Origin of the sequence: Prosthecobacter sp. (assembly GCF_044222345.1) — a bacterium.
Classification (GTDB): Bacteria; Verrucomicrobiota; Verrucomicrobiia; order Verrucomicrobiales; family Verrucomicrobiaceae; genus Prosthecobacter.
Genome location: NZ_JBGANL010000003.1, coordinates 12,441 through 33,407, shown reverse-complemented (window position 1 = coordinate 33,407; position 20,967 = coordinate 12,441). Strand labels below are relative to the sequence as shown.

At 62.0% G+C, this 20,967-nt stretch carries 13 protein-coding genes; 4 read left to right on the top strand and 9 right to left on the bottom strand.

Annotation, left to right across the window (positions count from 1 at the left end; translation table 11 throughout):
* Positions 1-14 precede the first annotated feature (14 nt).
* The 6 genes from ACILSL_RS02785 to ACILSL_RS02760 form a co-directional block, all read right to left on the bottom strand.
* The gene (locus ACILSL_RS02785; RefSeq protein ID WP_395730475.1) at positions 15-839 is read right to left on the bottom strand and encodes a hypothetical protein; all 825 of its coding nucleotides are present in this window, start codon (positions 837-839) and stop codon (positions 15-17) included.
* A gap of 197 nt (positions 840-1,036) precedes the next feature.
* Positions 1,037-1,588 carry a hypothetical protein gene (locus ACILSL_RS02780; protein ID WP_395730474.1) on the bottom strand — a complete coding sequence of 184 codons (552 nt, stop codon included), beginning with the start codon at positions 1,586-1,588 and terminating at the stop codon, positions 1,037-1,039.
* A gap of 34 nt (positions 1,589-1,622) precedes the next feature.
* Positions 1,623-2,963 (bottom strand): coproporphyrinogen-III oxidase family protein, encoded by a 1,341-nt coding sequence (locus tag ACILSL_RS02775; protein ID WP_395730473.1) that lies wholly within the window; start codon positions 2,961-2,963, stop codon positions 1,623-1,625.
* 155 nt (positions 2,964-3,118) lie between these two features.
* Positions 3,119-5,668: a protein kinase domain-containing protein gene (locus ACILSL_RS02770; RefSeq protein ID WP_395730472.1), complete on the bottom strand. Its 2,550-nt coding sequence runs from the start codon at positions 5,666-5,668 to the stop codon at positions 3,119-3,121.
* A gap of 146 nt (positions 5,669-5,814) precedes the next feature.
* Positions 5,815-7,482: an ArnT family glycosyltransferase gene (locus ACILSL_RS02765; protein WP_395730471.1), complete on the bottom strand. Its 1,668-nt coding sequence runs from the start codon at positions 7,480-7,482 to the stop codon at positions 5,815-5,817.
* Complete coding sequence (locus ACILSL_RS02760; protein ID WP_395730470.1) at positions 7,482-8,165, bottom strand: PIG-L deacetylase family protein; 684 nt, start codon at positions 8,163-8,165, stop codon at positions 7,482-7,484. The genes ACILSL_RS02765 and ACILSL_RS02760 overlap by 1 nt, the downstream gene beginning before the upstream one ends.
* A gap of 157 nt (positions 8,166-8,322) precedes the next feature.
* Between ACILSL_RS02760 and ACILSL_RS02755 the strand changes: the two genes are divergently transcribed.
* Positions 8,323-9,075: a glycosyltransferase family 2 protein gene (locus ACILSL_RS02755; RefSeq protein WP_395730469.1), complete on the top strand. Its 753-nt coding sequence runs from the start codon at positions 8,323-8,325 to the stop codon at positions 9,073-9,075.
* A gap of 32 nt (positions 9,076-9,107) precedes the next feature.
* Here the strand turns inward: ACILSL_RS02755 and ACILSL_RS02750 are convergent, their stop codons facing one another.
* From ACILSL_RS02750 to ACILSL_RS02740, 3 genes are read right to left on the bottom strand one after another with little or no spacing between them, the layout of a single operon-like run.
* Positions 9,108-10,232, bottom strand: coding sequence for an ABC-2 transporter permease (locus ACILSL_RS02750; protein ID WP_395730468.1), 1,125 nt, complete (start codon positions 10,230-10,232; stop codon positions 9,108-9,110).
* Between the two features lie 2 nt (positions 10,233-10,234).
* Positions 10,235-12,988, bottom strand: coding sequence for a ribosome-associated ATPase/putative transporter RbbA (gene rbbA / locus ACILSL_RS02745; protein ID WP_395730467.1), 2,754 nt, complete (start codon positions 12,986-12,988; stop codon positions 10,235-10,237).
* Entirely contained in the window at positions 12,985-14,166 is a 1,182-nt protein-coding gene (locus ACILSL_RS02740; RefSeq protein WP_395730466.1) for an HlyD family secretion protein, read from the bottom strand. The genes rbbA and ACILSL_RS02740 overlap by 4 nt, the downstream gene beginning before the upstream one ends.
* 348 nt (positions 14,167-14,514) lie before the next feature.
* On the opposite strand from ACILSL_RS02740, the gene ACILSL_RS02735 reads away from it, so the two are divergent.
* The 3 genes from ACILSL_RS02735 (at position 14,515) to ACILSL_RS02725 (ending at position 20,935) form a co-directional block, all read left to right on the top strand.
* Positions 14,515-16,794 (top strand): PQQ-binding-like beta-propeller repeat protein, encoded by a 2,280-nt coding sequence (locus tag ACILSL_RS02735; protein WP_395730465.1) that lies wholly within the window; start codon positions 14,515-14,517, stop codon positions 16,792-16,794.
* 55 nt (positions 16,795-16,849) lie between these two features.
* Positions 16,850-18,487 (top strand): PQQ-binding-like beta-propeller repeat protein, encoded by a 1,638-nt coding sequence (locus tag ACILSL_RS02730; RefSeq protein WP_395730464.1) that lies wholly within the window; start codon positions 16,850-16,852, stop codon positions 18,485-18,487.
* A gap of 165 nt (positions 18,488-18,652) precedes the next feature.
* Positions 18,653-20,935: a PVC-type heme-binding CxxCH protein gene (locus tag ACILSL_RS02725; RefSeq protein ID WP_395730463.1), complete on the top strand. Its 2,283-nt coding sequence runs from the start codon at positions 18,653-18,655 to the stop codon at positions 20,933-20,935.
* The last annotated feature ends 32 nt before the right edge of the window (positions 20,936-20,967 follow it).

Below are 20,967 nucleotides of genomic sequence, written 5' to 3'. Positions count from 1 at the left end.
GTGGAGGGCACCGACTACTTTTTCGCGAGGATTTCCGTCAGCAGGCTGTCGCAGGTTTTGCCGATGTCAGTGACCGCATCCTTGGAGAAACCATCCACGGCGCCTTCCATCTGATCGAGCACGGAGGCCAGGCCCTTTTGGATGGACCTCACCACATCGTGGTCACGGGTGCTGACGGGCATTTTGGCGATGCTGTTGACGAAGTGCTCCACCAGCATCGGCTGGTTCAGCAGCTCGGCGCGGTCGGCCGAAAAACTCTTCTTCACCACGGAGGTCACGGAGGCCGTGCCACGCAGCCAGCCACCGAGGCTGACGCACTGCGAGAGGTCCATGTCCTTCATCTGCTCCATCGTGTCGCGCACGGTCTTCTGGGTCTGGTCAAATTCCTTGCGGATGGCGCTCCAGTTCCCCTTGTCCGCCGCGTCCAGGATGGCCTGGGCGTGAGGCAGCACGGATTTGCTGAGGCCGAGGCTCTTGGCCAGGGAGATGACGTCATGGCCGATGTCCTTCACGGCTTCCTTGTCCTCGGCCTGCACAGCCACGAAGCCCTCGGCCACGGTGTAGCCAAAGAGGAGGGAGAGCTTGGTGCGGTCGCTCGTGGTCGGCATGTCCTGCTTGCGCAGTTCCGCGTTCCAGTTGGGCTCGCCGAGCTTGTCGAGCACGGAGAAAACTTCGCTCGGGACCGGGACGATCACGTCATCCACGACCTTGCCCGGGAAAGCGAGCGGGTCGAACTCCTCCACCCCCTTGGTGCCCTTGGGGGCGGCGGTGAGAGGCAGAATGCCAGCCAGAAGCAAAGCGGCAGTCAGGGTGGGGCGAATGAACAGGGAGCGTTTCATGACAAAAAATAACCAGGGTAAGAGCGCAAATCGGGTCTGACCAACTCAACCCCATTACCCTCAAATCGCAAATGGTTTGACCACCAACCGTACGGAGCCACGTCTTTTCGGCGTGGAGAGGAAGAGTGAGGAGGGCACAGAACGCTCGCACGTCATGGTGTTTGCCACACCTCGCGCAAGCCCGCTGAAACCCTGCCCTACCCCATCCGCGGCAGCACCTCGACCACATCCGCGAGCACCCTGCCGCTGCCGTGGCGCAACTCATTGCAGCGGCCAAAGAGGATCTGGCCGCTGGTGGCACCGAGGAGGTCGGCGAGGCGCTGATCCACCGAGATGCGGAAGTAGCCGCGCGGGTGGCTGGAATGAGGCACCTGGTAACGCTCCAGGATGGCCCCGAAGGGCACGAGGCCTTCGAGGACGAGCTTCTGCGCTTCCTCGGGCAGGAGATCCAGGTGAATGCCGATGGCGCCAAACTCCACGGGCATGCCGTCCGTGTGCCGGTGCAGCACGGAGGCGCGCACGAGGTAGTTGCCGATGCGGGCACGGGCGGCCACGTCCAGATCGATCTCGCTGGCATGAAACTCCCGCAGGCGCGGGGTCATGTCCTTGTCATGCACCAGCAGGGCGCGCTCCTGCTCGGCGAGGTCGCTGCCATCCACAAAGGTGACGCGCGGACGCACGCTGCCGATGCCGTAAAAGAATATGAGAGGTGCCAGGATGTCCTCGTCCTGCCGGGGTGCCTCGTTCATCGCCGTCGTTGTCGTTCGGTTGCGTCGGAGGGCTTCAGGTGTAGCGGGCGTACTGGCGGTGCTGCGGCAGGAAGAAATCATGCAGCAGGCGGTCCACCTGCAGCAGGCCGTCGCGCGAGAGCGTGACGCCCGCCGCATCCAGCGTGGCAAAGCCTTCCTTGGCCAGGTAGTCGAGCTGCGGCCCGAAGTGCTGGCGCGGATCTTCACCGAACTTTTTGACGTAGTAGTCGAACTCGCTGCGGCCCAGCTTGAGCTTGAGGATGAACTCGCGCACGAAGCGATCCTCCGCCGTGGTCTGGTAGGCGCGGAAGATGGGCAGCTTGCCGGCATCCACCGCCTGCATGTAGGGGCCCACATCGGCCTGATTTTGATAATGCACCCCGCCGAGATGGCCGAAGGAGGCCACGCCGCAGCTCAGGAGATCGGCACCTTCCCAGAGGGAATCGCGATAGACGAATTTGATGCGCTTGGGGTCCTTCACCACGGTGTAGGCGCTGGTCACGGTGTAGCCGTCTTTTTGGAATTCATCGAAGGCGTAGCTGACCCAGTCGCGCTTGGTCTGCCAGTCGGCCACAGGGGCGGTGACCTTGCCCTCGGCCTTCATCTGCTGATACATGGTGGTGTTGTAGGGCACCTCCATCTGGTAGATCGTCACGGCATCCGGCTGCAGGGCGATGGCCTTCCTGACGGTGTCCTTCCAGTTCTCCCAGGTCTCGTTCATCATCCCCGCGATGAGGTCGATGTTGATGTGCTCAAAGCCGAGCGTGCGGGCAAAGCGGTAGGCCTTCTCGATCTCGCCGCTGCGATGCGCGCGGCCGTTGGATTCGAGGATATGATCGTCGAAGTTTTCCACGCCGAGGCTCAGGCGTGTGACGCCAATGTCACGGATGCCGGTGAGCTTGACTTCATTGAGCGTGCCGGGTTCAGCTTCGAAGGCCACTTCCTCCGCCTCGTCCCAGGGGATCATGTCCTTCATGCGGTTGGTCAGATCCTTGAGCTGCGGCACGGACAGGTAGCTGGGGGTGCCGCCGCCGAAGTAGACGAAGTGCGCCTTGCGCCCCTTGAGATAGGGCTGGCTGGTGAAGCGCTCCATCTCGCGCATGCCGGCGTCGATGTAGGCCTTCACCTCCTGCGCATTCTTGTCGGTGTAGACCTTGAAATAGCAGAAGTGGCAGCGTTTGCGGCAGAACGGGATGTGGAAATAAACACCCAGCGGGATGTTGGCCGGGGCGGGCTGCTTCAGCACCTCCTCCACCACCGGAACCTGGTCAGGCTTCCAGAATGAGAACGGCGGATAATTGGAGACAAAGTAGTTTCCAGCCTCGGTCTGTTCGACCTTTTTCTCCGGAGCGGGAGTTTCGAGAGCGGTTTGCATGATGGGGTAAAAGAATAACGGCTGCTACGGGAAGTTCTACGAGCAAAATATGCGCGAAGCGAGACGAAGGGATGATTTTCTCCCTGAGGAAGGGACCCCGCATAAAGAGATGGCTGGATATTTTGAGCCAAAGGCTTCTGCCCATCTTTCCCCCGTCACTTCCCATGCGCCAGCACGACGCGGAAGCCGATGGTGTTCCGGCGTGTCTCCGGCGGCACGGGCATGCGTGCTGAGGCCAGGAGTTCGTCCTGAGAGGCGGAGCGCCAGTTGCCGCCGCGTGTAGTGCCCAGGACGGGTTTCGCGGGCTCGCCTGGTTTGGCGGGTGGCTGCAGTGTGTAATCCGTTTCCACCCATTCGGAGACATTGCCCGCCAGTCCTGAAATGCCACGATCATTCGGGCGCAGCGCCGTCACCGGGGCGAGGAAGGGAAATTTGTCGCTGTAGCCAGGAATCGCGCTGTCGAGGCTGGCTTTACGTGCGCCACTCATGTCGGCGAGATTGTCCACATCCTCTGGCGGCGGCCACTCAAAGCCCCAGGGGTAGATGCCGCGGATGCGTCCGTTGCGCTCCTCAGGGGATGAGCCGCGCTCCAGCGGCAGGCCCACCGCACGGCTCCATTCTTCATCCGTGGGCAGGCGGTACAGATCCTTCGCGCCGATCAGCCCGGCGTTGCGCTCACGCTCCGTCAGCCAGGCGCAGAAGGCCCGCGCCTCAGTGCGGTCCACCCCTGCCACGGGCATGGTGCCCCCGCCCTTGATGGTCCCGTCCAGCCTGGCAGGGCGGCGCGACTGGGTGGCTTTGCAAAATTCCAAATAATCGCGATGGCGGGTTTCCCACGCGGAGAGCATCACGTCCCCCAGCGGCACCAGATTCATCCCGAGGCTGTTCGCCTTCCACTGGCGGCCAAAGGTAACGGCCTTGCGCGTCTGCATGTCGGCGATGAGTTCCGCCTGCTCCCCTTCCCGCACCTCGCCTTCCAGCACCACATCCGCGAAGCCCTCCTCGCGCAATTCAAACTCCACGGGGCCGGTGCGCACGCGGGGCAGCTCCAGCGGCGTCTCGCCCAGAAACTGGTCGTGCTGAAACACGCGTACCTTCTCCGGCTGGCTGTGCACCACCACGCTGCCGTAGGTCTGGCGCTCCACGCGCAGGTGAAACGCACGCCAGTTCTTTTCCTCACTCTGCTCCCCTTTGTCCATGTCCCGGCCATCCGGCATGTCATCGGCGGCGGCCTGCCCGCTTTCCACAAAGTAGAACGGCTCCACTTCATAACGGTGTTCCTGGCTTAGAAAGGCCTCGCTGCGGTCGCGGTCCGTCAGCCAGTAGCGGAAGGCTTCCGCATCACCGTCAGGAACGACGACGAGGTAGGCCGACTCCTGATCTTTGCCGCGCTGAAAACGCACCACCTTCCCTTCAAACGATCTCCCCGTGGCCTCCAGGAAGCGCTTGAAAAACTTCATCTCCACCGGCTCCGCGCTCATGTGCCCGCCCGGGCCGGGCTTGAACACCATGCCGAGACTGTTCAGCCAGCGCTCGCCCTTTTGCGGCAGCTTGGAAGGCTCCAGTTTCAGGTCAAACATCGCCGGCTTTTCATCCAGCGCGATGTGATCGATCTCGATCTGCTTGTAGCCCGGCAGGCGCAGCTGATAGATCACTGGCACGCCTTCAGCGGGGTTGAGTTCCAGCGGCGTCACGCCCAGCTTTTCTTCACCGGCAAAGACCACGGCCCCGGGCGGCGTCGTCACGATCTTGAGGCGCGGCACGCTGTTGTTCACCGCCATGAGCGTGCGCGTCCGGTGGTTCTGCGCCAGCCACATGCCAAATCCTACCGCCAGCAGGAGCGCCACGGAACCGACGGCGATCCATGACCACATCAAACGGCGGGAGGAGGGCAGCGGCTCGCCGCGCAGCGCCAGCGCCATCTCCCGCGCACTGACAAAGCGCCCTTTCGCCTTCGGCGCACAGGCTGTGCACACCACATCCTGAAGTCTGCGCCAGACCTCCAAGCTGGAGCCCGTTTCCGCACAGGAGGGCAGGTCGGGAAAATCCAGGCGGTCCTTCCCGGTGCTCGCCTCATACAGCACCATGCCCAGGGAGAAAATATCCGAGGCCGCCGTGCCCGGCCCTTCGGGAGCCACAAAGCCCTCCGTGCCCACAAAACTGCGCTGTCCCAGCAGGGCCACCAGCCCGATGTCGGCCAGCCGGCAGATGCCGTCGATGAAGATGAGGTTCGACGGCTTCACGTCGCGGTGGATGAGCTGATTGCGGTGCAGGTAGTCCAGCCCCTCGGCGATGGTCGCGCCCAGCTTGATGCACAGCTCGGCTGACACGCATTTGTCCCGCTTCATCTGCAAGCCCAGCGTGTGGGGCTTGTAGGTGTCGGCATGGATGTCGCGACCGGTCTCCAGATCATCCGCCAGCTCCATCACATAGTAATAGAAGCCCTCGTTATCATTGCGGCCCACCTGCAGGATGGGCACCAGGGCCTCATGGCGGCGGGAGATGGGCTCGAAGCGCTTGATCGCTTCAAACTCGCGCTCAAAGGAGTCGGGCCGGTCATAGTCCTCCCGCCACACCACCTTCACCGCGCGCAGCACGCCGGTGACACTGCGCGCCAGCCAGACCTCCCCAAACGCCCCTTGGCCGATGATACGTAGGGTCTCGTGATCGCGAATATCGGGCGCTGTTCGTGACTTGGACTGCATGCAGGAGGTTGGAATAGCGGAATTACACCGCAACCGCGCCTGCTTGTCGAGTTGTGAAGTGGAGAAATGCGGGGCTGTGGCACCGGCAGCCACAGCCCATGGGGGGCCAGCGCCTATGCGCTTCCCGCTCCTCCGACGCCCCTCCGTCAAATCCCCCCCTTGATCCGCACCAAAATCCGCGAGCCCTGCGTGTGCAGCTTCTCAATGCGGCCAAAGAGCGGGGATTCAGGAATCTGCAGATGAGCCAGATCGTGGGAGAGGAGGATGCAAAGCACGCTGTGCTGCTTGCTGGCCAGTTCGTTCAGCCCATCGGTGCCGCGCACCATCTTGAGCGGAGGATGCGGGGTGAAGTAGGGCTGCACATGCTCCGGACCTGACGGGAAGAAGATGACGCCTTCAGGCATCTTGCCGGTGTAGTAGGTCACCGCACGGGCGATGAAGCTCGAAGTGACGAGCGGCTCGCCGGGCTGACGCACTTCCACCGCCTTGGCGGCGATGTCCCGCGTGGAGGTGTAGATCGGGATCTTGTCATCCACACCGTACTGCATCACAATCACGATGACGGCGGTCACCATGACGGTGAAGCCCGCCCAGGCGACCGTGCGGCGCATCAGCAGGAGCACCATCGGGACGCTGATGACAGCAGCCAGCGTGTAGATGACCGGCACGAGGTCTTTGATGAAGACATTGCTCTCCTTCGGCGGCAGGATCATGGACACCACAGCAGCTGCGCCCAGCACCAGCACCGTCTGCAGCACCGCCAGGAAGGAAGCCAGAATGCGCTCCCCTTTGCTGCGGAAGCCGTTGCTGATCCATTGATCCATCGTGTGGCCCATCAGCAGCGCGATGGTCACAAAAAAGAAGAACGTGTAGGTCGGCAGCTTGCTGTTGCAGATGGTGAAGAAGATCAGGTTCGGCACAAACCAGCAGGCCATGAACAGCATGCGATTGTCTGTTTTGAGCCCTTTCACCGCACGCACCACGGCGGCGATCAGCAGGGGAATCCAGGGCAGCGAACCCGCGACGAGGATCATGAGGTAGTAGTACCAGTGGTTGCTGTGCTTGTGCTCCGCGCTGGTGAGGCGCTCCCAGTTTTCATGCACAAAGAAGCGGTGCCAGTACTCCATGCCATACTTCTGAAACATGACGGCATACCACGGTCCGGCGATCGCCAGCCAGGCCAGAATGCCAAGCCACAGACCTTTGCCGCGCCATGGGGAGCGTTTGCCCGTGAGCCAGATGTAGCCAATCGAGCCAATCGTAGGCACCAGCAGGCCGACAGGCCCCTTCGTCAGCATGGCAAATGCCGAGGCGACAAAGTGCAGGATCATCCAGCGGTCACGTTTGTCTTCCTCCTCCGTGGCCAGCCAGAAGCAGAACACCGAGGCGCTGATGCAAAGCGCCAGACAGATGTCCGTCAGCATCAGCCGCGACATGAGCACATACTCCACCCCGGTGGCCAGCACCACGGCAGCACAGAAACCGGCGCGCGGTGAGAACATGCGCCGGCCAAACCACCAGGTGAGAAAGACCAGCAGCGTGGCCGCAGCAGCGGAGGGGGCACGGCAGGCAAAGGGGTTGTCGCCAAATAGCTTCATGGCGATCATCGACTGCCAGTAGAAGAAGATCGGCTTCTCAAACTGCCGCTCGCCAAAGATAGTGGGGGTCAGCCATTCGTTCCCTTGCACCATTTCCTTGGTGGTTTCCGCGTAGAACGGTTCATCGGGGTCGATCAGGGGCAGATGCCCGAGACGCCACCAGAACATGACTGTGCAAAGAGCGAGAAGGGTGAGTAATTGGGAGCGCGTGGACATCAGGCAGGGTTGGAGGGAATGAAGATTTCTTGATCGCGTGCATACCCGCAAAAGCGGGAGCTGCTAAGGAAAAGTTGGGTTTCGTGGCACTCGATCGCCGCGAGTTTGCGGGCCTTTTGCCTCAGCGTGAGCTGCAGGGTGAGCCCGGCTGCCTCAGGGCAGAACCAGCGGCGGTGGATGAGATAGGCCCACTGCGGCAGGTCCATCCCGGCACGATGCATGGCCTCCTGAATGAGGTCGTAGGATCCTACATGGTCCGGGTGGTTGTCATCCTGGGAGGGCACCACGAGAAGCGTGGGGCGGAAGGTCTGAAATTCGGACACATGCAGCTCCAGGGTGCGTGCGTCTTTCTGCTGAGAAAGGCGGGTCAGCCCCTGATCAGGCAGGCCGAAAAAGGAGGCCGCCTCCGCCGGCAGGCCGAGAGTCTGCAAGGAACGCACCGCCTCAAGCCGCCGCCGTGCGCCCCAGCGCTGGCGGCAGGACGCGTCGATGGTCCAGCGCTGCTCGACGTAGCGCTGCGGCCAGGGATTGTTGTCGCCATCGGTCTGGAAGACGACCCGCACCTGCGCTCCCAGCGCCACGGCCTGCTGGATCAGCCCGCCGCAGCCCAGGGCCTCGTCATCCGGATGAGGGGCAAAGACCAGCACGCGATCCTGGGGTGAAAGCGTGAAGGAGGAAGGCATCGGGGGTGGGTCGGGGAATGAGGGAGCCTGAGGGTGGCCGGGGTGGCGGCTTTCCATACCCGGCTTCTTTCAGCGTGCCAGATGAATTCTTTGCGGCGGCATATTCTGGTTGGACAGGGTTAGGGAAACCGTGGAAGATTGCTTACCCACTTAATTCATGCAGGCCGCCAGCCAGATTCCCCCCTCCACGTGCAAGATCGCCGCACTCATTCCGGCCTACCGAGAAGCGATGGCCATTGCCGATGTGGTGCAGCGGACGATTCCCCACGTGGATCTCGTGCTGGTGGTGGACGACGGCTCGCCTGACGACACGGCGGAGCTTGCCAGGAAGGCCGGAGCTGAAGTTATCGTTCACTCGGTCAATCAGGGCAAAGGTGCCGCCATGAAGACGGGCATGAAAATCCTGACCGAACGCGGCTTTGACTACATCATGCTGCTGGACGGAGATGGCCAGCACGCACCGGAAGAAGTCTCCCGCTTCACCGCCGTGGCCCGCGCAGGAGCAGCCCATGTGGTGCTGGGAAACCGCTTTGAAAACGTCAAGGGCATGCCCATCGTGCGCCGCTTTGTGAACAGCCTGATGTCCCGCATCATAAGCAATGCCTGCGGCGTCCGCATCCCGGACACCCAGTGCGGCTTCCGCCTCATCCGCTCCTCTCTGGTGACGTACATCATGGGCAGCAGCGACCACTTTGACTTTGAAACGGAAATGCTGCTGCTGGCCAGCCGCGCCGGATTCACCATCCAGAGTGTTCCAGTGAGCACCATCTACGGGGCCGAGAAGACCAAGATCCGCCCCGTGCAGGACACCATCAAGTTCATCAAACTGATGCGCCGCTGGCAGAAGCAGTCCGACACCTTCCCCGCCGGACCGGCCGCTGCGCTGCATCAGGCCGCTGTGGAGAAGTAGGACCGCCCTGCAGTTCCGGCGATGGGAAGGCCTCAGGCCATTTCATTGATGGTCTTGCGAAAGCGCCCCAGGGCGATGAAGAAGAATGCCGCGCCGATGGCGACCAGCACCAGAAACTGCGGCCACACCACACTGAGGCCCGCACCACGAAACAGCACCGCCTTGCCGAGCGACACGAAATGCGTCGTCGGCGCGAAGAGCATCAGATGCTGCACGATAGCCGGCATGCTTTCGCGCGGGGTGAAGCCGCCGGAAAGCAGCTCCATCGGCAGCAGGAACAGCACCGCAAGCAGCCCAAACTGCGGCATGGAGCGCGCCAGCGTGGCCATGAAAATCCCCAGGGAGGTGGTGGCAAAAAGATGCAGCGCCGTCCCCAGCAGAAAGAGCACCACAGAGCCCTCCACCGGCACGTGCAAAGCCCCCTGCACCACCACCAGCAGGGCGATGGTGGCCGCCACCAGCACCACCAGCCCCATGGACCAGATTTTGGCGACCATGATTTCAAACGGCGTGACGGGCATCACCAGCAGGTGCTCGATGGTCCCATGCTCACGCTCTCGAATCAGCGCCGCCCCTGTCAGGATGATGGAGAGCATGGTCACGTTGTTGATGACCTCCATCAAGGCGCCAAACCAGGACTGCTCTAGATTGGGATTGAAGCGCTCACGCAGGACCAGATCCACCCTCGGTGTGGCGCTGCTGCGGTAGTGCGCGACGAATTCGTTGACCTCGTCGGAGATCATTTGCTGGACATAGCTGCTCCCGGTGAAGGCCTGCGACATGCGGGTGGCGTCCACATTGAGCTGGAGACGCGGCGACTTGCCCGCCAGCACGTCGCGCTGAAAATCCGGCGGTATGTCGATCACAAAGGTGTAGTCGCCATTGTCCATGCCCGCATCCATCTCCGGCAGGGTAATCATGACCGGGGGGTTGAAGCGTGGCATGGAAAAAGCCGAGGCGATGCGCGCCGAAAGCGGCGAGCCATCCTCATCCACGATGGCGATGGGCGCCTTGTGCAGCGTGTCCGGCATGGCCGTGGCGGCCACGTAGATCGAAACCGTAAAGGTGTAGGCGATCAACACGAGCATGACCGGGTCGCGCGCCAGGCTCCAGAGCTCCTTGATCCCCAGCCGGTAGATGTTGATGGCAAACGACATGGTCATGAATCCTGCTTTTTCTGCAGCGCAATGGACAGGCCAACGATGAACAGCACCCCCAGCAGCATGGGCACGAAGAAATGGTACTGGCCGGAGAAGCCCAGGGCCTTGTTGAACACGCCACGGCTGATGTTGAGGAAATAGGTGGCCGGCTGGATCCGGCCGATGAACAAGCCAGTCCCCTCCAGGGAAGAAACAGGATTCAGCAGCCCGGCAAACTGCACCACCGGGATGATCGTGCCCACGAGGGTCACGAAAATGGCCGCAATCTGGCTGCGGGTAAAGGTGGAGCAGAACAGGCCCAGGCCGGTCGAAAACATCACAAACAAAAGCGCGGCCAGGGCGAAGGCCGGAAAACTGCCTTTGAGCGGCACGCCAAAAACCGTGACGGCCAGCAGGGTGAGCAGCCCGAAGTTCAGCATCGCCAGCAGCACATAGGGCAGTTGTTTGCCGAGCAGAAACTCACTGCGCGTCACCGGGGTGACGTAGAGATTGATGATCGATCCCAGCTCCTTTTCACGCACGACCGACAGCGCGGCGAGCATGGCCGGAATCATCAGCAGAAGCATCGGGATCACCGCCGGCACCATGGATGGCAGGCTGGCGACATCGGGGTTGTAACGGTAGCGCGTCTCGATGATGGCGGGGCCGCTTCCGGCATTCTGGCCCAGCCTTCGCTGCGAAACATCCAGCAGCCAGTTTTGATGCATGCCATGCACGTAGGCCTGCACCGTCTCGGCACGGGCGGGCATGGAGCCGTCCACCCAGGCTGCGATTTGCACGGGAGTTCCACGCCCCAGATTCCTGGCAAAGTTCGGCGGGATCTCAATGGCCAGCGCGAGCTCGCCAGAACGCATCCGCTGATCCAGATCCGCGTAGTCGGTGATGGCCGGACGTTCGATAAAGTAACGCGATCCGGACAAATTGAGCGCATAGTTCTGGCTCAAGCCGGTTTGGTCACGATCCAGCACGGCATAGGTCAGATTTTCCACGTCCAGGCTCATGCCATAGCCAAAGACAAACATCAGGATGACCGACCCGAGCAAGGCCATGGTGGCGCGGACCGGATCGCGCTTGAGTTCCAGAGCTTCCCGCAAGGTGTAGCTCCACGCACGCTGCCAGCTGAACGCTTTCCGACCCGCGCGTGCCACCGGCGGCGTCAGAGGCGCTGCAGCCTCCGCTGCCACATCGGGCGGCAGGCTCTCCGGCGGAGCGCTTTCTTTCAGATAGCCGATGAACGCCTCTTCCAGCGAAGCCGCGCCACGCTTGCGGACGAGTTCGGCAGGTGCGTCGGTGACCAGCACTTTGCCCGCATTCATCAGCGAGATGCGGTCGCAGCGCCCGGCCTCATTCATGAAGTGGGTGGAGATGAAAATGGTGACCCGATCATTGCGCGAGAGATCAATCATCAACTGCCAGAGGATGTCCCGAGCGATGGGGTCCACCCCTGAAGTGGGCTCATCCAAGATCAGCAGCTCCGGCTTGTGCACCATCGCCACCGCCAGCGACAGGCGTTGGCGCATGCCCAGCGGCAGGCTGTCCGGCATGGCATCGAGCAGCGAGGCCAGACCAAAGCGCTGGGCCATCTCGGCGACGCGCGCGTCGATTTCGGCCTCGGGCACTGAAAACAGCCGCGCATGCAGCACCAGGTTTTGCTGCACCGAGAGCTCCGAGTACAGCGAGAATCCCTGCGACATGTACCCGACACGACGGCGCGTGGTGATGTCCTTCGGATCGACTTCATGACCGAGCAGCATCGCGCGCCCCTCGCTCGTCGGCAGCAGGCCGGTGAGCATCTTCATCGTGGTGGACTTGCCGCAGCCATTCGACCCGATGAATCCAAAGATTTCACCCCGCAGAATACGAAAGCTGACATGGTCAACCGCCGTGAAAGCACCGAACCGCCGGGTCAGATCTGTGGCCTCGATGGCAATCCCGGCATTGGCTTCGGCGGCGAGCGGTGGAATCGAAACCGCACGGTGGCCACGCTGCTGCTCCTCTGGCAGCAGGGCGATGAAGGCATCATCGAGCGACTCCCTCTGGGAGCGGGCCAGCAGCTCCGCAGGCGAACCGGTGGCCAGCACCTGGCCGGCATTCATCGCCACCAGCCAGTCAAAGCGCTGCGCCTCCTCCATGTATGCCGTGGCGACGATGACGCTCATGCCGGGGCGGCTGTCGCGGATGCGTTGGATCAGATCCCAAAACTGCGACCGGGCCAGCGGATCCACACCGGTGGTCGGCTCATCGAGAATCAACAGATCGGGATCATGGATCAGCGCACAGCACAAACCCAGCTTTTGCTTCATGCCGCCTGACAGCTTGCCCGCCGGACGCGACAGGAATGGAAGCAGCCCGGTGCTGCGCGTCAGCTCGTCAATGCGGCGGCGGCGCTCGGCGGCATCGTGGCCGAAGAGCCGTCCAAAGAACTGCAGATTCTCCTCCACCGAGAGCGTCGGATAAAGGTTTTTGCCAAGCCCCTGCGGCATGTAGGCGATGTGCGGGCAGACCTGCTTGCGATGCCCCACTTCCGTCATATCTCCCCCGAGGACTTCGACGCGTCCTTGCTGCACTTTGCGCGCCCCGGCCACCAGCGCCAGCAGGCTGGATTTTCCCACGCCATCCGGCCCGATCAACCCCACCATCCGGCCCGCAGAAATCTCCAGCGTGACGCCGGCCAGCGCGATGTTTTTGCCGTAGCTCAGGCTGACATCCGTCAAGCGGGCAACGGACTCGGAACTGGACTGCACCGGGTTCATTGCGGCAGCTTGATCGCCAGGCTCTCCGGCCACTCAGCTTTTGCATCGAGCTTGAGCCATGCCACCCCGGGCAGCCCCGTCTTGACCAGCTTCAGATTCTTCTGCAGCAGTGGGCGGCCAAACTGCGCCTTGACGCGAAACATCAGCTTCTGCCGTTCGTTCGCCGTCTCCACTGTCTTGGGCGTGAACTGGGCGACGCTGGCCACATAGGATATCTGCGCCGGGATCACATACTGCGAAGCTGCATCGAGGATGACGCGCACTTCGCTGCCCAGCGCCACCTTTCCCACCGCCGCCTCGGGCAGGAAAAAGGTCAGATACACATCGCCGAGATCCACCAGGTTCAGAACCTTGCCACCGGGCGCCAGAACTTCGCCGGGCTGTGTCACTCGGTATTGCACGCGACCATCTCGCGGCGACTTGAGCTGGCAGTCCAAGATGTCCGCCTCGATGCTGGCGGCGGTCGCCTTGCTCGCATTGACCGCGGAATTGGCGCCGATGACCTGGGCTTCTGCGGCCTTGATCGCAGCCTGGGCGGCGGCCACCTGGGCTTGCGCCGCCGTCACCGCAGCCTCCGCCCCATGCAGTCTGGCGAGGTCATCATCGTGGTCCTGCATGGAGATCGCCCCGCTGGCAGACAGCGCTTTGGTGCGGGCGTACCGGCTCTTGGCGGCTTCGAGTTCAGCCTGACGCTGAACGGTCACGGCCTGCGCGGCAGCCACGTCACTCTTCCGTGCGGCCACCTGAGCCTCGGCACTGGCCACGGCGGTGATGGCCTGCTGCAGCTGGGCCTTGGCCGCATCGTGCTGCGCATTCAGCACATCCACCTGCATCTGCGCCAGCAACTGCCCCGACTGCACAAAATCGCCCTCATCCACCAGAATATTCTGCACACGCCCGGCCAGCTTGGTGGCGATGTCGATCTCCGTGGCTTCCACGCGCCCGTTTCCGCTGACAAACCCTGGGCCAGGTCCGGCATGTTTGAATTCAAGCCCAACCACGATCACCAGCAGGACCACGGCGCCTGCAATGGCGGCCAGCCACCCGTACTTTTTCAACAAGGACGAACCAGCCTTGGCTGGAGGCGGAACCGTTGGCGCGGCCTCTGTAACAGCGGGTGAGACTGGTGGAACGACAGAGGCACTGGTGGAGCCAGTGGGGGTACCGGGCGGAGTCATGGATGTCGATAGTTTTGAATGCCCACAAAATCCACCCCATTCGAAGCATCGGAACTGTTCATTCATGAGCTATTCTTGCAGTCGGCCCATGAGATTGTCCGGCCCTGCATTCCCCTGCCGGCGAAGCGACGCATGGAAACACGGGAGCATTTGAAGCGGCAGACAAATAGGATTTCGCGTTTTCGAGCGCTCCTGTGCCCGTCCGCCTGCAAGATGGAGGGCGTATGATGCGTTGCCATCATCCCCCCATTGTCAGCTAGCGGCGCCTCCCTTGCGAAAGGTATGAAAATCGCATTGAAGCGCGTCGTGTGCTCACGATGTTTTATTTCCACCCTCCCACCCCATTCCATGCACCACCGTCCCCGACCCTCCTTCGGCTGTTTGTTTGCCGCCACTCTGGCTCTGACCGGAATCACCCAAGCGAATGACTGGACGAACTGGCGCGGGCCGCTGCAAAACGGCGTGAGTCTGGAACATTACACCAAGGCTGGAAAACTGGATGAAAAGCCGACGTGGACTGTGGACATCCGCAGCCGTGGCATCCCGGTGGTGGTGGATGGCAAGGTCCTCCTCTGGGGCTACAAGGGTGAGACGACGGATCTCATCGAAATGCTCACCTGCATGGATGCCAAGACGGGCAAGAAGCTGTGGGAGCATGAGTTCAGCGATTATCTCAGCGATTCGATCTACAACCGCTACACCATCGGCGCACCGACGGTCGATCCTGAAACGAAGCGCATCTATCTTGTCAGCAATGCCGGACGTTTCCTCTGCTATGAACTCGATGGCACGAAGGTCTTTGAGATTCCGCTGATGGAAGACTTTGGCCGCATGACCTTCCCCAACGCACGTGTGGGCAGTCCTGTGATCGAAGGTGACTATGTGATCACCCACTTCATCTTTTCGAACTGGGGTGCCGACGGCCCGGCCGCAGACCGTGTTTATGCTTTTGACAAAAAGACCGGCGAACTCGTCTGGTGGTCGCTGCCGGGCGTCAGCCCGCCAGTGGACAGCTCTTACTCAACGCCGGTGCTGGAAACCCGCGACGGCAAGCGTGTGATGTATTTCACCACCGGCTGCGGCAACATCGTCTGCCTCAATGCGCGTAGCGGCAAACCCTACTGGAAGATGCAGACCTGCAAAAACGGCATCAATTCCTCGGTGGTGATTCACAAAGGCAACAAGCTCATCTCCATCCATGGGGACGAAAACGTCGACAATTCCGAGAAGGGCCGCATGACCTGCATCAAGCTGCCGGAGAAGCTCACCGCAGCCGTGCCACCATCCACCGAAACCACCACGCTGGAGCCCAGCGTTGAACTGTGGCGCAATCCCATCGGCGCCACCAGCAGCTCCCCGGTGGTGGTCGGTGACGTGATCTATCAGCTCACTGACGGCGCTGAACTCTACGCCATCGATGCCAACACCGGCGCCGACCTGTGGAAAAAGAAGCTCAGCAATGCCAACCTGCACTCCTCCCCGCTGTATGTGGACGGCCTGCTCTACTGCCCCCTGATGGAAGGCAAACTCGTCGTGGTGAAGCCGGGCGAGAAGGATGGTGAAATCGTCCAGGAACTCACGCTCGATGGCAACTGCCTTGGCTCACCCAGCGTCTGCAATGGCATGCTCTACGTGACCACCACGAAGCATCTGTATGCCTTCGCCATTCCGAACAAGGGCATCAAGGTGGACGCAGCACCGGCCGTGGAAATCCCCAAGGCAGGCAAGGCCGTGGCCCTGCAAATCATTCCTGCTGAGACGGTCATCATGACCGGCGAGAAGCAGAAGTTCCGCATCCGCAGCATCGATGCCAGCGGCTTCGTTGTCAGCAAAAACGTCAAAGGCGTGAAGTGGGAGACCTTCATCCCGCCAACCGCCAAAGTGAAAGCCACGATGGACGGCAAGTTCAACGACGCCGGAGAGCTCGAAGTCGCCGCCGACGCCAAGTCCAGCGCTGGTGCTTTCAAAGCCACCTCCGCCGATGGCATCTCCGGCACAATCCGGGGACGTGCTTTGCGCAACCTGCCGCTGATCGAAGACTTCGAAAAATACAATCTCACCGAAACCCAGCCCACCGAAGGGGTGAAGTTCTCCTACCCTCCCCTGCCCTGGATCGGCGCACGTTTCAAATTCGACGTGCGTGAACTCAACGGCAACAAGGTGTTTGCCAAGACCTTCGACCGTCTGCTGTTCCAGCGCGCCACGGTCTTCGTCGCCCCATCTCATCTGTCGAACTACACCATGCAGGCCGACGTCATGACGGAAGGCAGCGCCCGTGCGAAGTCCGACATCGGCCTCATCAACCAGCGCTACCTGATCTGCCTGCGCGGCAATGCCGGCAAGCTTGAGGTCAGCTCCAACCCCGAACGCTTGAAGCAGGAAGTCCCCTTCAAAGTGGTGGCCAACACCTGGTACACGCTCAAGACGCGCGTGGATGCCGCCAAAGACGGCAGCGGTGTCGTCCGTGCCAAAGTCTGGGACAAATCACAACCCGAGCCCGAGGCCTGGACGCTCGAAGTCAAGATTGCCAGCAATGTGCAAACCAACGGCTCCACCGTCATCTTTGGTTTAACGGCTCTGAACCAGATGAGGGTCTTCCTCGTCTTACTGAGATTTTCACTCTACTAATAATTCAAATAATTCCCCACGGAACGCGCCACGAAACGTTTGTTTTTTAAACCACATGATCACGAAACTTTCTCCCATCCTCGCCGCGGCCCTGGTTGCCACGGCCTCGCTGAATGCCGCCGACTACACCCAGTGGGGTGGCGGCAACACCCGCAACATGGTGTCTGATGAAAAGGGCCTGCCGACAGATTTCAGCCCCGGCAAAAAGTACGGACCCAAGGCCGCGCCGAAAGTAGCCGGACGCCTCCGCCCGAACGCCCAGGACGCCAACAAGGCTCCCGGTGCGGAAGACATCGACATGAGCACCACCAAGAACTGCCTCTGGGTGGCCAAGCTGGGCTCCCAGACCTACGGGACGCCGATGATCGCCAACGGTCAGGTGTATGTGGGCACGAACAACGAGTCTCCGCGCAACGACAAGCAGATCGGTGACCGCGGCATCATGATGGTGTTTGATGAGTACACCGGCCAGTTCAAGTGGCAGCTGGTTTCCCCCAAGATGGGCAGCGGCAAGGTGAATGACTGGGAGTACCTGGGCATCTGCGCGAGTCCGACCATCGTGGGCGACAAGGCCTACGTGCCGGGCAATCGCTGCCAGATTGTCTGCCTGGACGTCAAAGGCTTGTCCAATGGCAACCAGGGCATGCAGGACGAAGGCGCCTTCATGGCTCCTCTGGACAAAGACGGCAAGCCCACCGCCCCCCTCACCCCCGGCGACACCGATGCCGACATCCTCTGGGTGTATGACATGTACAAAGAACTCGGCGTCTTCCAGCACAATGCGACCGCCGGTTATCCGCTGGTGATCGACGGCAAGGTCTTCGTGCCGACCTGCAACGGCGTGGACTGGACCCACACCAACATCCCTTCCCCGAACTCCCCCAGCTTCATCATGCTGGACGCCGAAAACGGCACCCTCCTCGGTGAAATGGATCACATCGCCTCCGAGCGCGTGCTGCACTGCTCCTGGTCCTCCCCGAACTCCGTGGAAGTGAACGGCAAGAAGCAGATCGTCTTCGCCGCCGGTGACGGCTGGGTGTACTCCATGGCCCCTGAGACCCACAAGGACGCTGAAGGCCTGGACATCCTCAATGAGTTCTGGCGCTATGACGCGAACCCACCCGAGTATCGCAAGAACTCCGCCGGTGAGCCGATCAAGTATGTGGAATACGACGGCCCGAGCGAAATCATCGCCACCCCGACCGTCGCTGACGGCTTGGTGTATGTGAACATCGGCCAGGACCCCGAGCACGGCGAAGGCGTGGGCTGCCTGAGCTGCATCGACCCCAAAGGCAAAGGCGACCTCACCGGCAAGGCCCTCTGGACCTTCAAAGGCATCGAGCGCACCATCTCCACCCCAGCGGTGAAGGACGGCCTCGTCTATGCGGCGGACTACACCGGCCGCCTCTTCTGCCTGGATGCCAAGACCGGCAAGGAATACTGGAAGTTCGACACCAAGGGCCACATCTGGGCCAGCCCGCTGGTGGCTGATGGCAAGGTGTGGATCGGCAATGAAGAGGGCGAACTCTTCGTCCTCGCCGAAGGCAAGGAACTCAAGGAGATCACCACCATCGAGTTCCCTTCCCCGCTGCTCAGCAGCGTGGTGGCTGCCAACGGTGCTCTGTATGTGACCACCCACACGCATCTCTACTGCTTCAAGGAAGGCGCCAAGACGCCTGAGGCGGCGAAGTAAGCGGCAGCAAAGCCAGACCATTCACGAAGGCGGGCCAGAGATGGCCCGCCTTTTTTGTGCCCCCGCTTCCGTGCTGGATGCGCGCGGTGGAGCGGACGATTTTAAGATTGGTGCTGCGAACCCCGTAGCTTCTGGATGTTGCCCAGCTTTTCTTTGTCTGTTGGAATGCGCCTCCGCAGTGCGGCCCTGGCGCTGCTCGTTTCCTCCACGGCACATGGAGAGATCCCGAAACCGGACGATGCCCCAAAGCCGCTGTCTCCGGCTGAAAGCGCAAAGCTTTTCCAAGTCCCTGCCGGTTATCAGATCCGCCTGCTGGCCAGCGAGCCGCTGATCCATGAGCCCTCGGGCATCTGCTGGGATGACAAGGGCCGCTGCTTTGTGTGCGAGCTGCATGGCTACAATGTCGAAGGGCAGTACGACATCGACGAGCTCAACAAGTCGGGGCAGCTCGATCTCGAAGTGCGCCGCATCCAGGCCAGCGAAGCCGCCAAGAAGAAGGCCGAGGCCGAAACCTACGGCACTGTGAAACTACTGCGCGACACCGACGGCGATGGCGTGATGGACCAGTCCATCGTATGGGCGGACCGCCTGCCACCATGCTATGGTATCGCCGCCGCGAATGGCGGACTCATCGTGGCCTGCGCACCGCACATTGTCTTTCTGAAGGACAGCGATGGCGATGACAAGGCCGACGTGAATGAAAAGCTCTTCAGCGGCTTCGGCACGGGGAATCTGGAGCGCGGCATCAATGCGCCCACGCTCGGGCCGGACGGCTGGTACTATTTTGGCCGCGGCTGGGCCGGTGGCGAGATCACGGGGCCGCATCTGGCGCAGCCCGTGAAGCTTCCCGCCACGGACTTCCGCATTCGTGCGGATGGCAGCGCCCTCGAGCCTGTGAGCGGCAGCACGAAGACGCTGGGCATGGCCTTCACGCCGGGCGGCGAGCGCTTTGTCTGCACCACGACGCATCCAGGTCTGTTCGTCACGCCCATCCCGTGGCGCTACCTCATGCGCAATCCGGACGCCGCCGCGCCGCTGCTGGATGCACCGGCCAGCGATGACACGCGCGTCTATCCCATTTCCAAACCGCACCCCTGGCGCACCAAGCGCGAGCAGCATGCGGAGTACTTTGCCTTCTACCGCAAGATCAGCCTCAGCGATGCCGCTGCCTCCGGCTACTTCACCTCCGCCTGCGGCCCGCTGGTGTGGCGCGGCCAGTACTTCGTGTGCGAGCCCGCTCAGAATCTCATCCACCGTGCAGACATCGTGCGGGATGGGACGCGCCTGCGGCTGGAGCGTGTGAAGGGGGAGGAGCAGAGCGAGTTTCTCGCCTCACGGGATTCCTGGTTTCACCCCATGAGCCTCGCGCACACGCCGCAGGGCGGCATGGCCATCTGCGACTTTTACCGCGAAATCATCGAGGACTACTCCGCCATCCCACGCCACCTGCAGCAGCAGTACGGCGTGATGAACGGGCACGATCGCGGCCGCATCTGGATCTTGGAAGCGAAGGCACCGTACACGGAACCGAAGCTCAGTGCCGCCGAGGCTCTGGTGCTGAAGCTGCGCAATGCGGATGACAAACCGCTGGATGCTGCCACGCGCACGCTCTGTCTCAAACCAGAGCTGGAGCCGAACCTCGCGCTGCAACTGGCCCTCAGCGCCGGTGCTGACAAGGAGGCGCTTCTCGCGCTGGCGCGGAATCATGGTCAGCTCAAGTGGATGGATGCGGCCATCGCCAGCTCCGCCCATCATTTGGAAAAAGACCTGCTGCTGGCGCTCGCTGCTGAACCTGGAAAAAGCGAGCCGGTGATGAACAACCTCGCCGGCGTCATCGCAAGTCGTGGCGATGCAAAGGAGATCTCCGCCTGCCTCGCCGCTGTGCCCCCAGGAAAAGCGGGAGACATCCTGCGCCTGGGCCTCGAAGAAACCAAGCCGCTGCCGCAGCAGGCCGAGGTGCCTGCGCCCGCCGCGCCCAGCGCCGAACAGAATGCCGCATGGGAAAAGCGCGTGCCCGCCGTGCTGGCCGCGCTGAAGGAGAAGCCGGATCTTGAAGAAGGCCGTGTGCTGTTTCAAAGCATCTGCGGCGCCTGCCATAAGTCCCACGGCATCGGCGTCAGCGTGGGGCCGGATCTGGATGCAGAGTTCCAGCGCGCGCCGGAGGTCATCCTGCGGGATGTGCTCTTTCCCAGCGAGGCCGCACGTCCAGGCTACGAGACGCTGCGCGTGAAAACGCAGCGCGGCGAGACGCTCCTCGGCATCGCCGCGTCTGACTCGCCCACCAGCGTGACTTTGAAACTCCCCGGCGGCACGGAGCGCACCGTGCTGCGCAAACGCGCCGAGATCCGCACCCTGCGCAATGTTTCACTCATGCCCGCCGGACTCGGCGATGCGCTGAAGCCTGCGCAGGTGGCCAGCATCATCGCGTTTCTGCGCTCGGCTCCGTGAAGTTGTCCAGTTGCGCCGCAACGAATGCTCCA

Bases quoted from the DNA above. Each gene is read 5' to 3' on its own strand.
- ACILSL_RS02785 (WP_395730475.1), bottom strand. From the start codon at position 839: ATGAAACGCTCCCTGTTCATTCGCCCCACCCTGACTGCCGCTTTGCTT.
- ACILSL_RS02780 (WP_395730474.1), bottom strand. From the start codon at position 1,588: ATGAACGAGGCACCCCGGCAGGACGAGGACATCCTGGCACCTCTCATA.
- ACILSL_RS02775 (WP_395730473.1), bottom strand. From the start codon at position 2,963: ATGCAAACCGCTCTCGAAACTCCCGCTCCGGAGAAAAAGGTCGAACAG.
- ACILSL_RS02770 (WP_395730472.1), bottom strand. From the start codon at position 5,668: ATGCAGTCCAAGTCACGAACAGCGCCCGATATTCGCGATCACGAGACC.
- ACILSL_RS02765 (WP_395730471.1), bottom strand. From the start codon at position 7,482: ATGTCCACGCGCTCCCAATTACTCACCCTTCTCGCTCTTTGCACAGTC.
- ACILSL_RS02760 (WP_395730470.1), bottom strand. From the start codon at position 8,165: ATGCCTTCCTCCTTCACGCTTTCACCCCAGGATCGCGTGCTGGTCTTT.
- ACILSL_RS02755 (WP_395730469.1), top strand. From the start codon at position 8,323: ATGCAGGCCGCCAGCCAGATTCCCCCCTCCACGTGCAAGATCGCCGCA.
- ACILSL_RS02750 (WP_395730468.1), bottom strand. From the start codon at position 10,232: ATGTCGTTTGCCATCAACATCTACCGGCTGGGGATCAAGGAGCTCTGG.
- rbbA (WP_395730467.1), bottom strand. From the start codon at position 12,988: ATGAACCCGGTGCAGTCCAGTTCCGAGTCCGTTGCCCGCTTGACGGAT.
- ACILSL_RS02740 (WP_395730466.1), bottom strand. From the start codon at position 14,166: ATGACTCCGCCCGGTACCCCCACTGGCTCCACCAGTGCCTCTGTCGTT.
- ACILSL_RS02735 (WP_395730465.1), top strand. From the start codon at position 14,515: ATGCACCACCGTCCCCGACCCTCCTTCGGCTGTTTGTTTGCCGCCACT.
- ACILSL_RS02730 (WP_395730464.1), top strand. From the start codon at position 16,850: ATGATCACGAAACTTTCTCCCATCCTCGCCGCGGCCCTGGTTGCCACG.
- ACILSL_RS02725 (WP_395730463.1), top strand. From the start codon at position 18,653: ATGCGCCTCCGCAGTGCGGCCCTGGCGCTGCTCGTTTCCTCCACGGCA.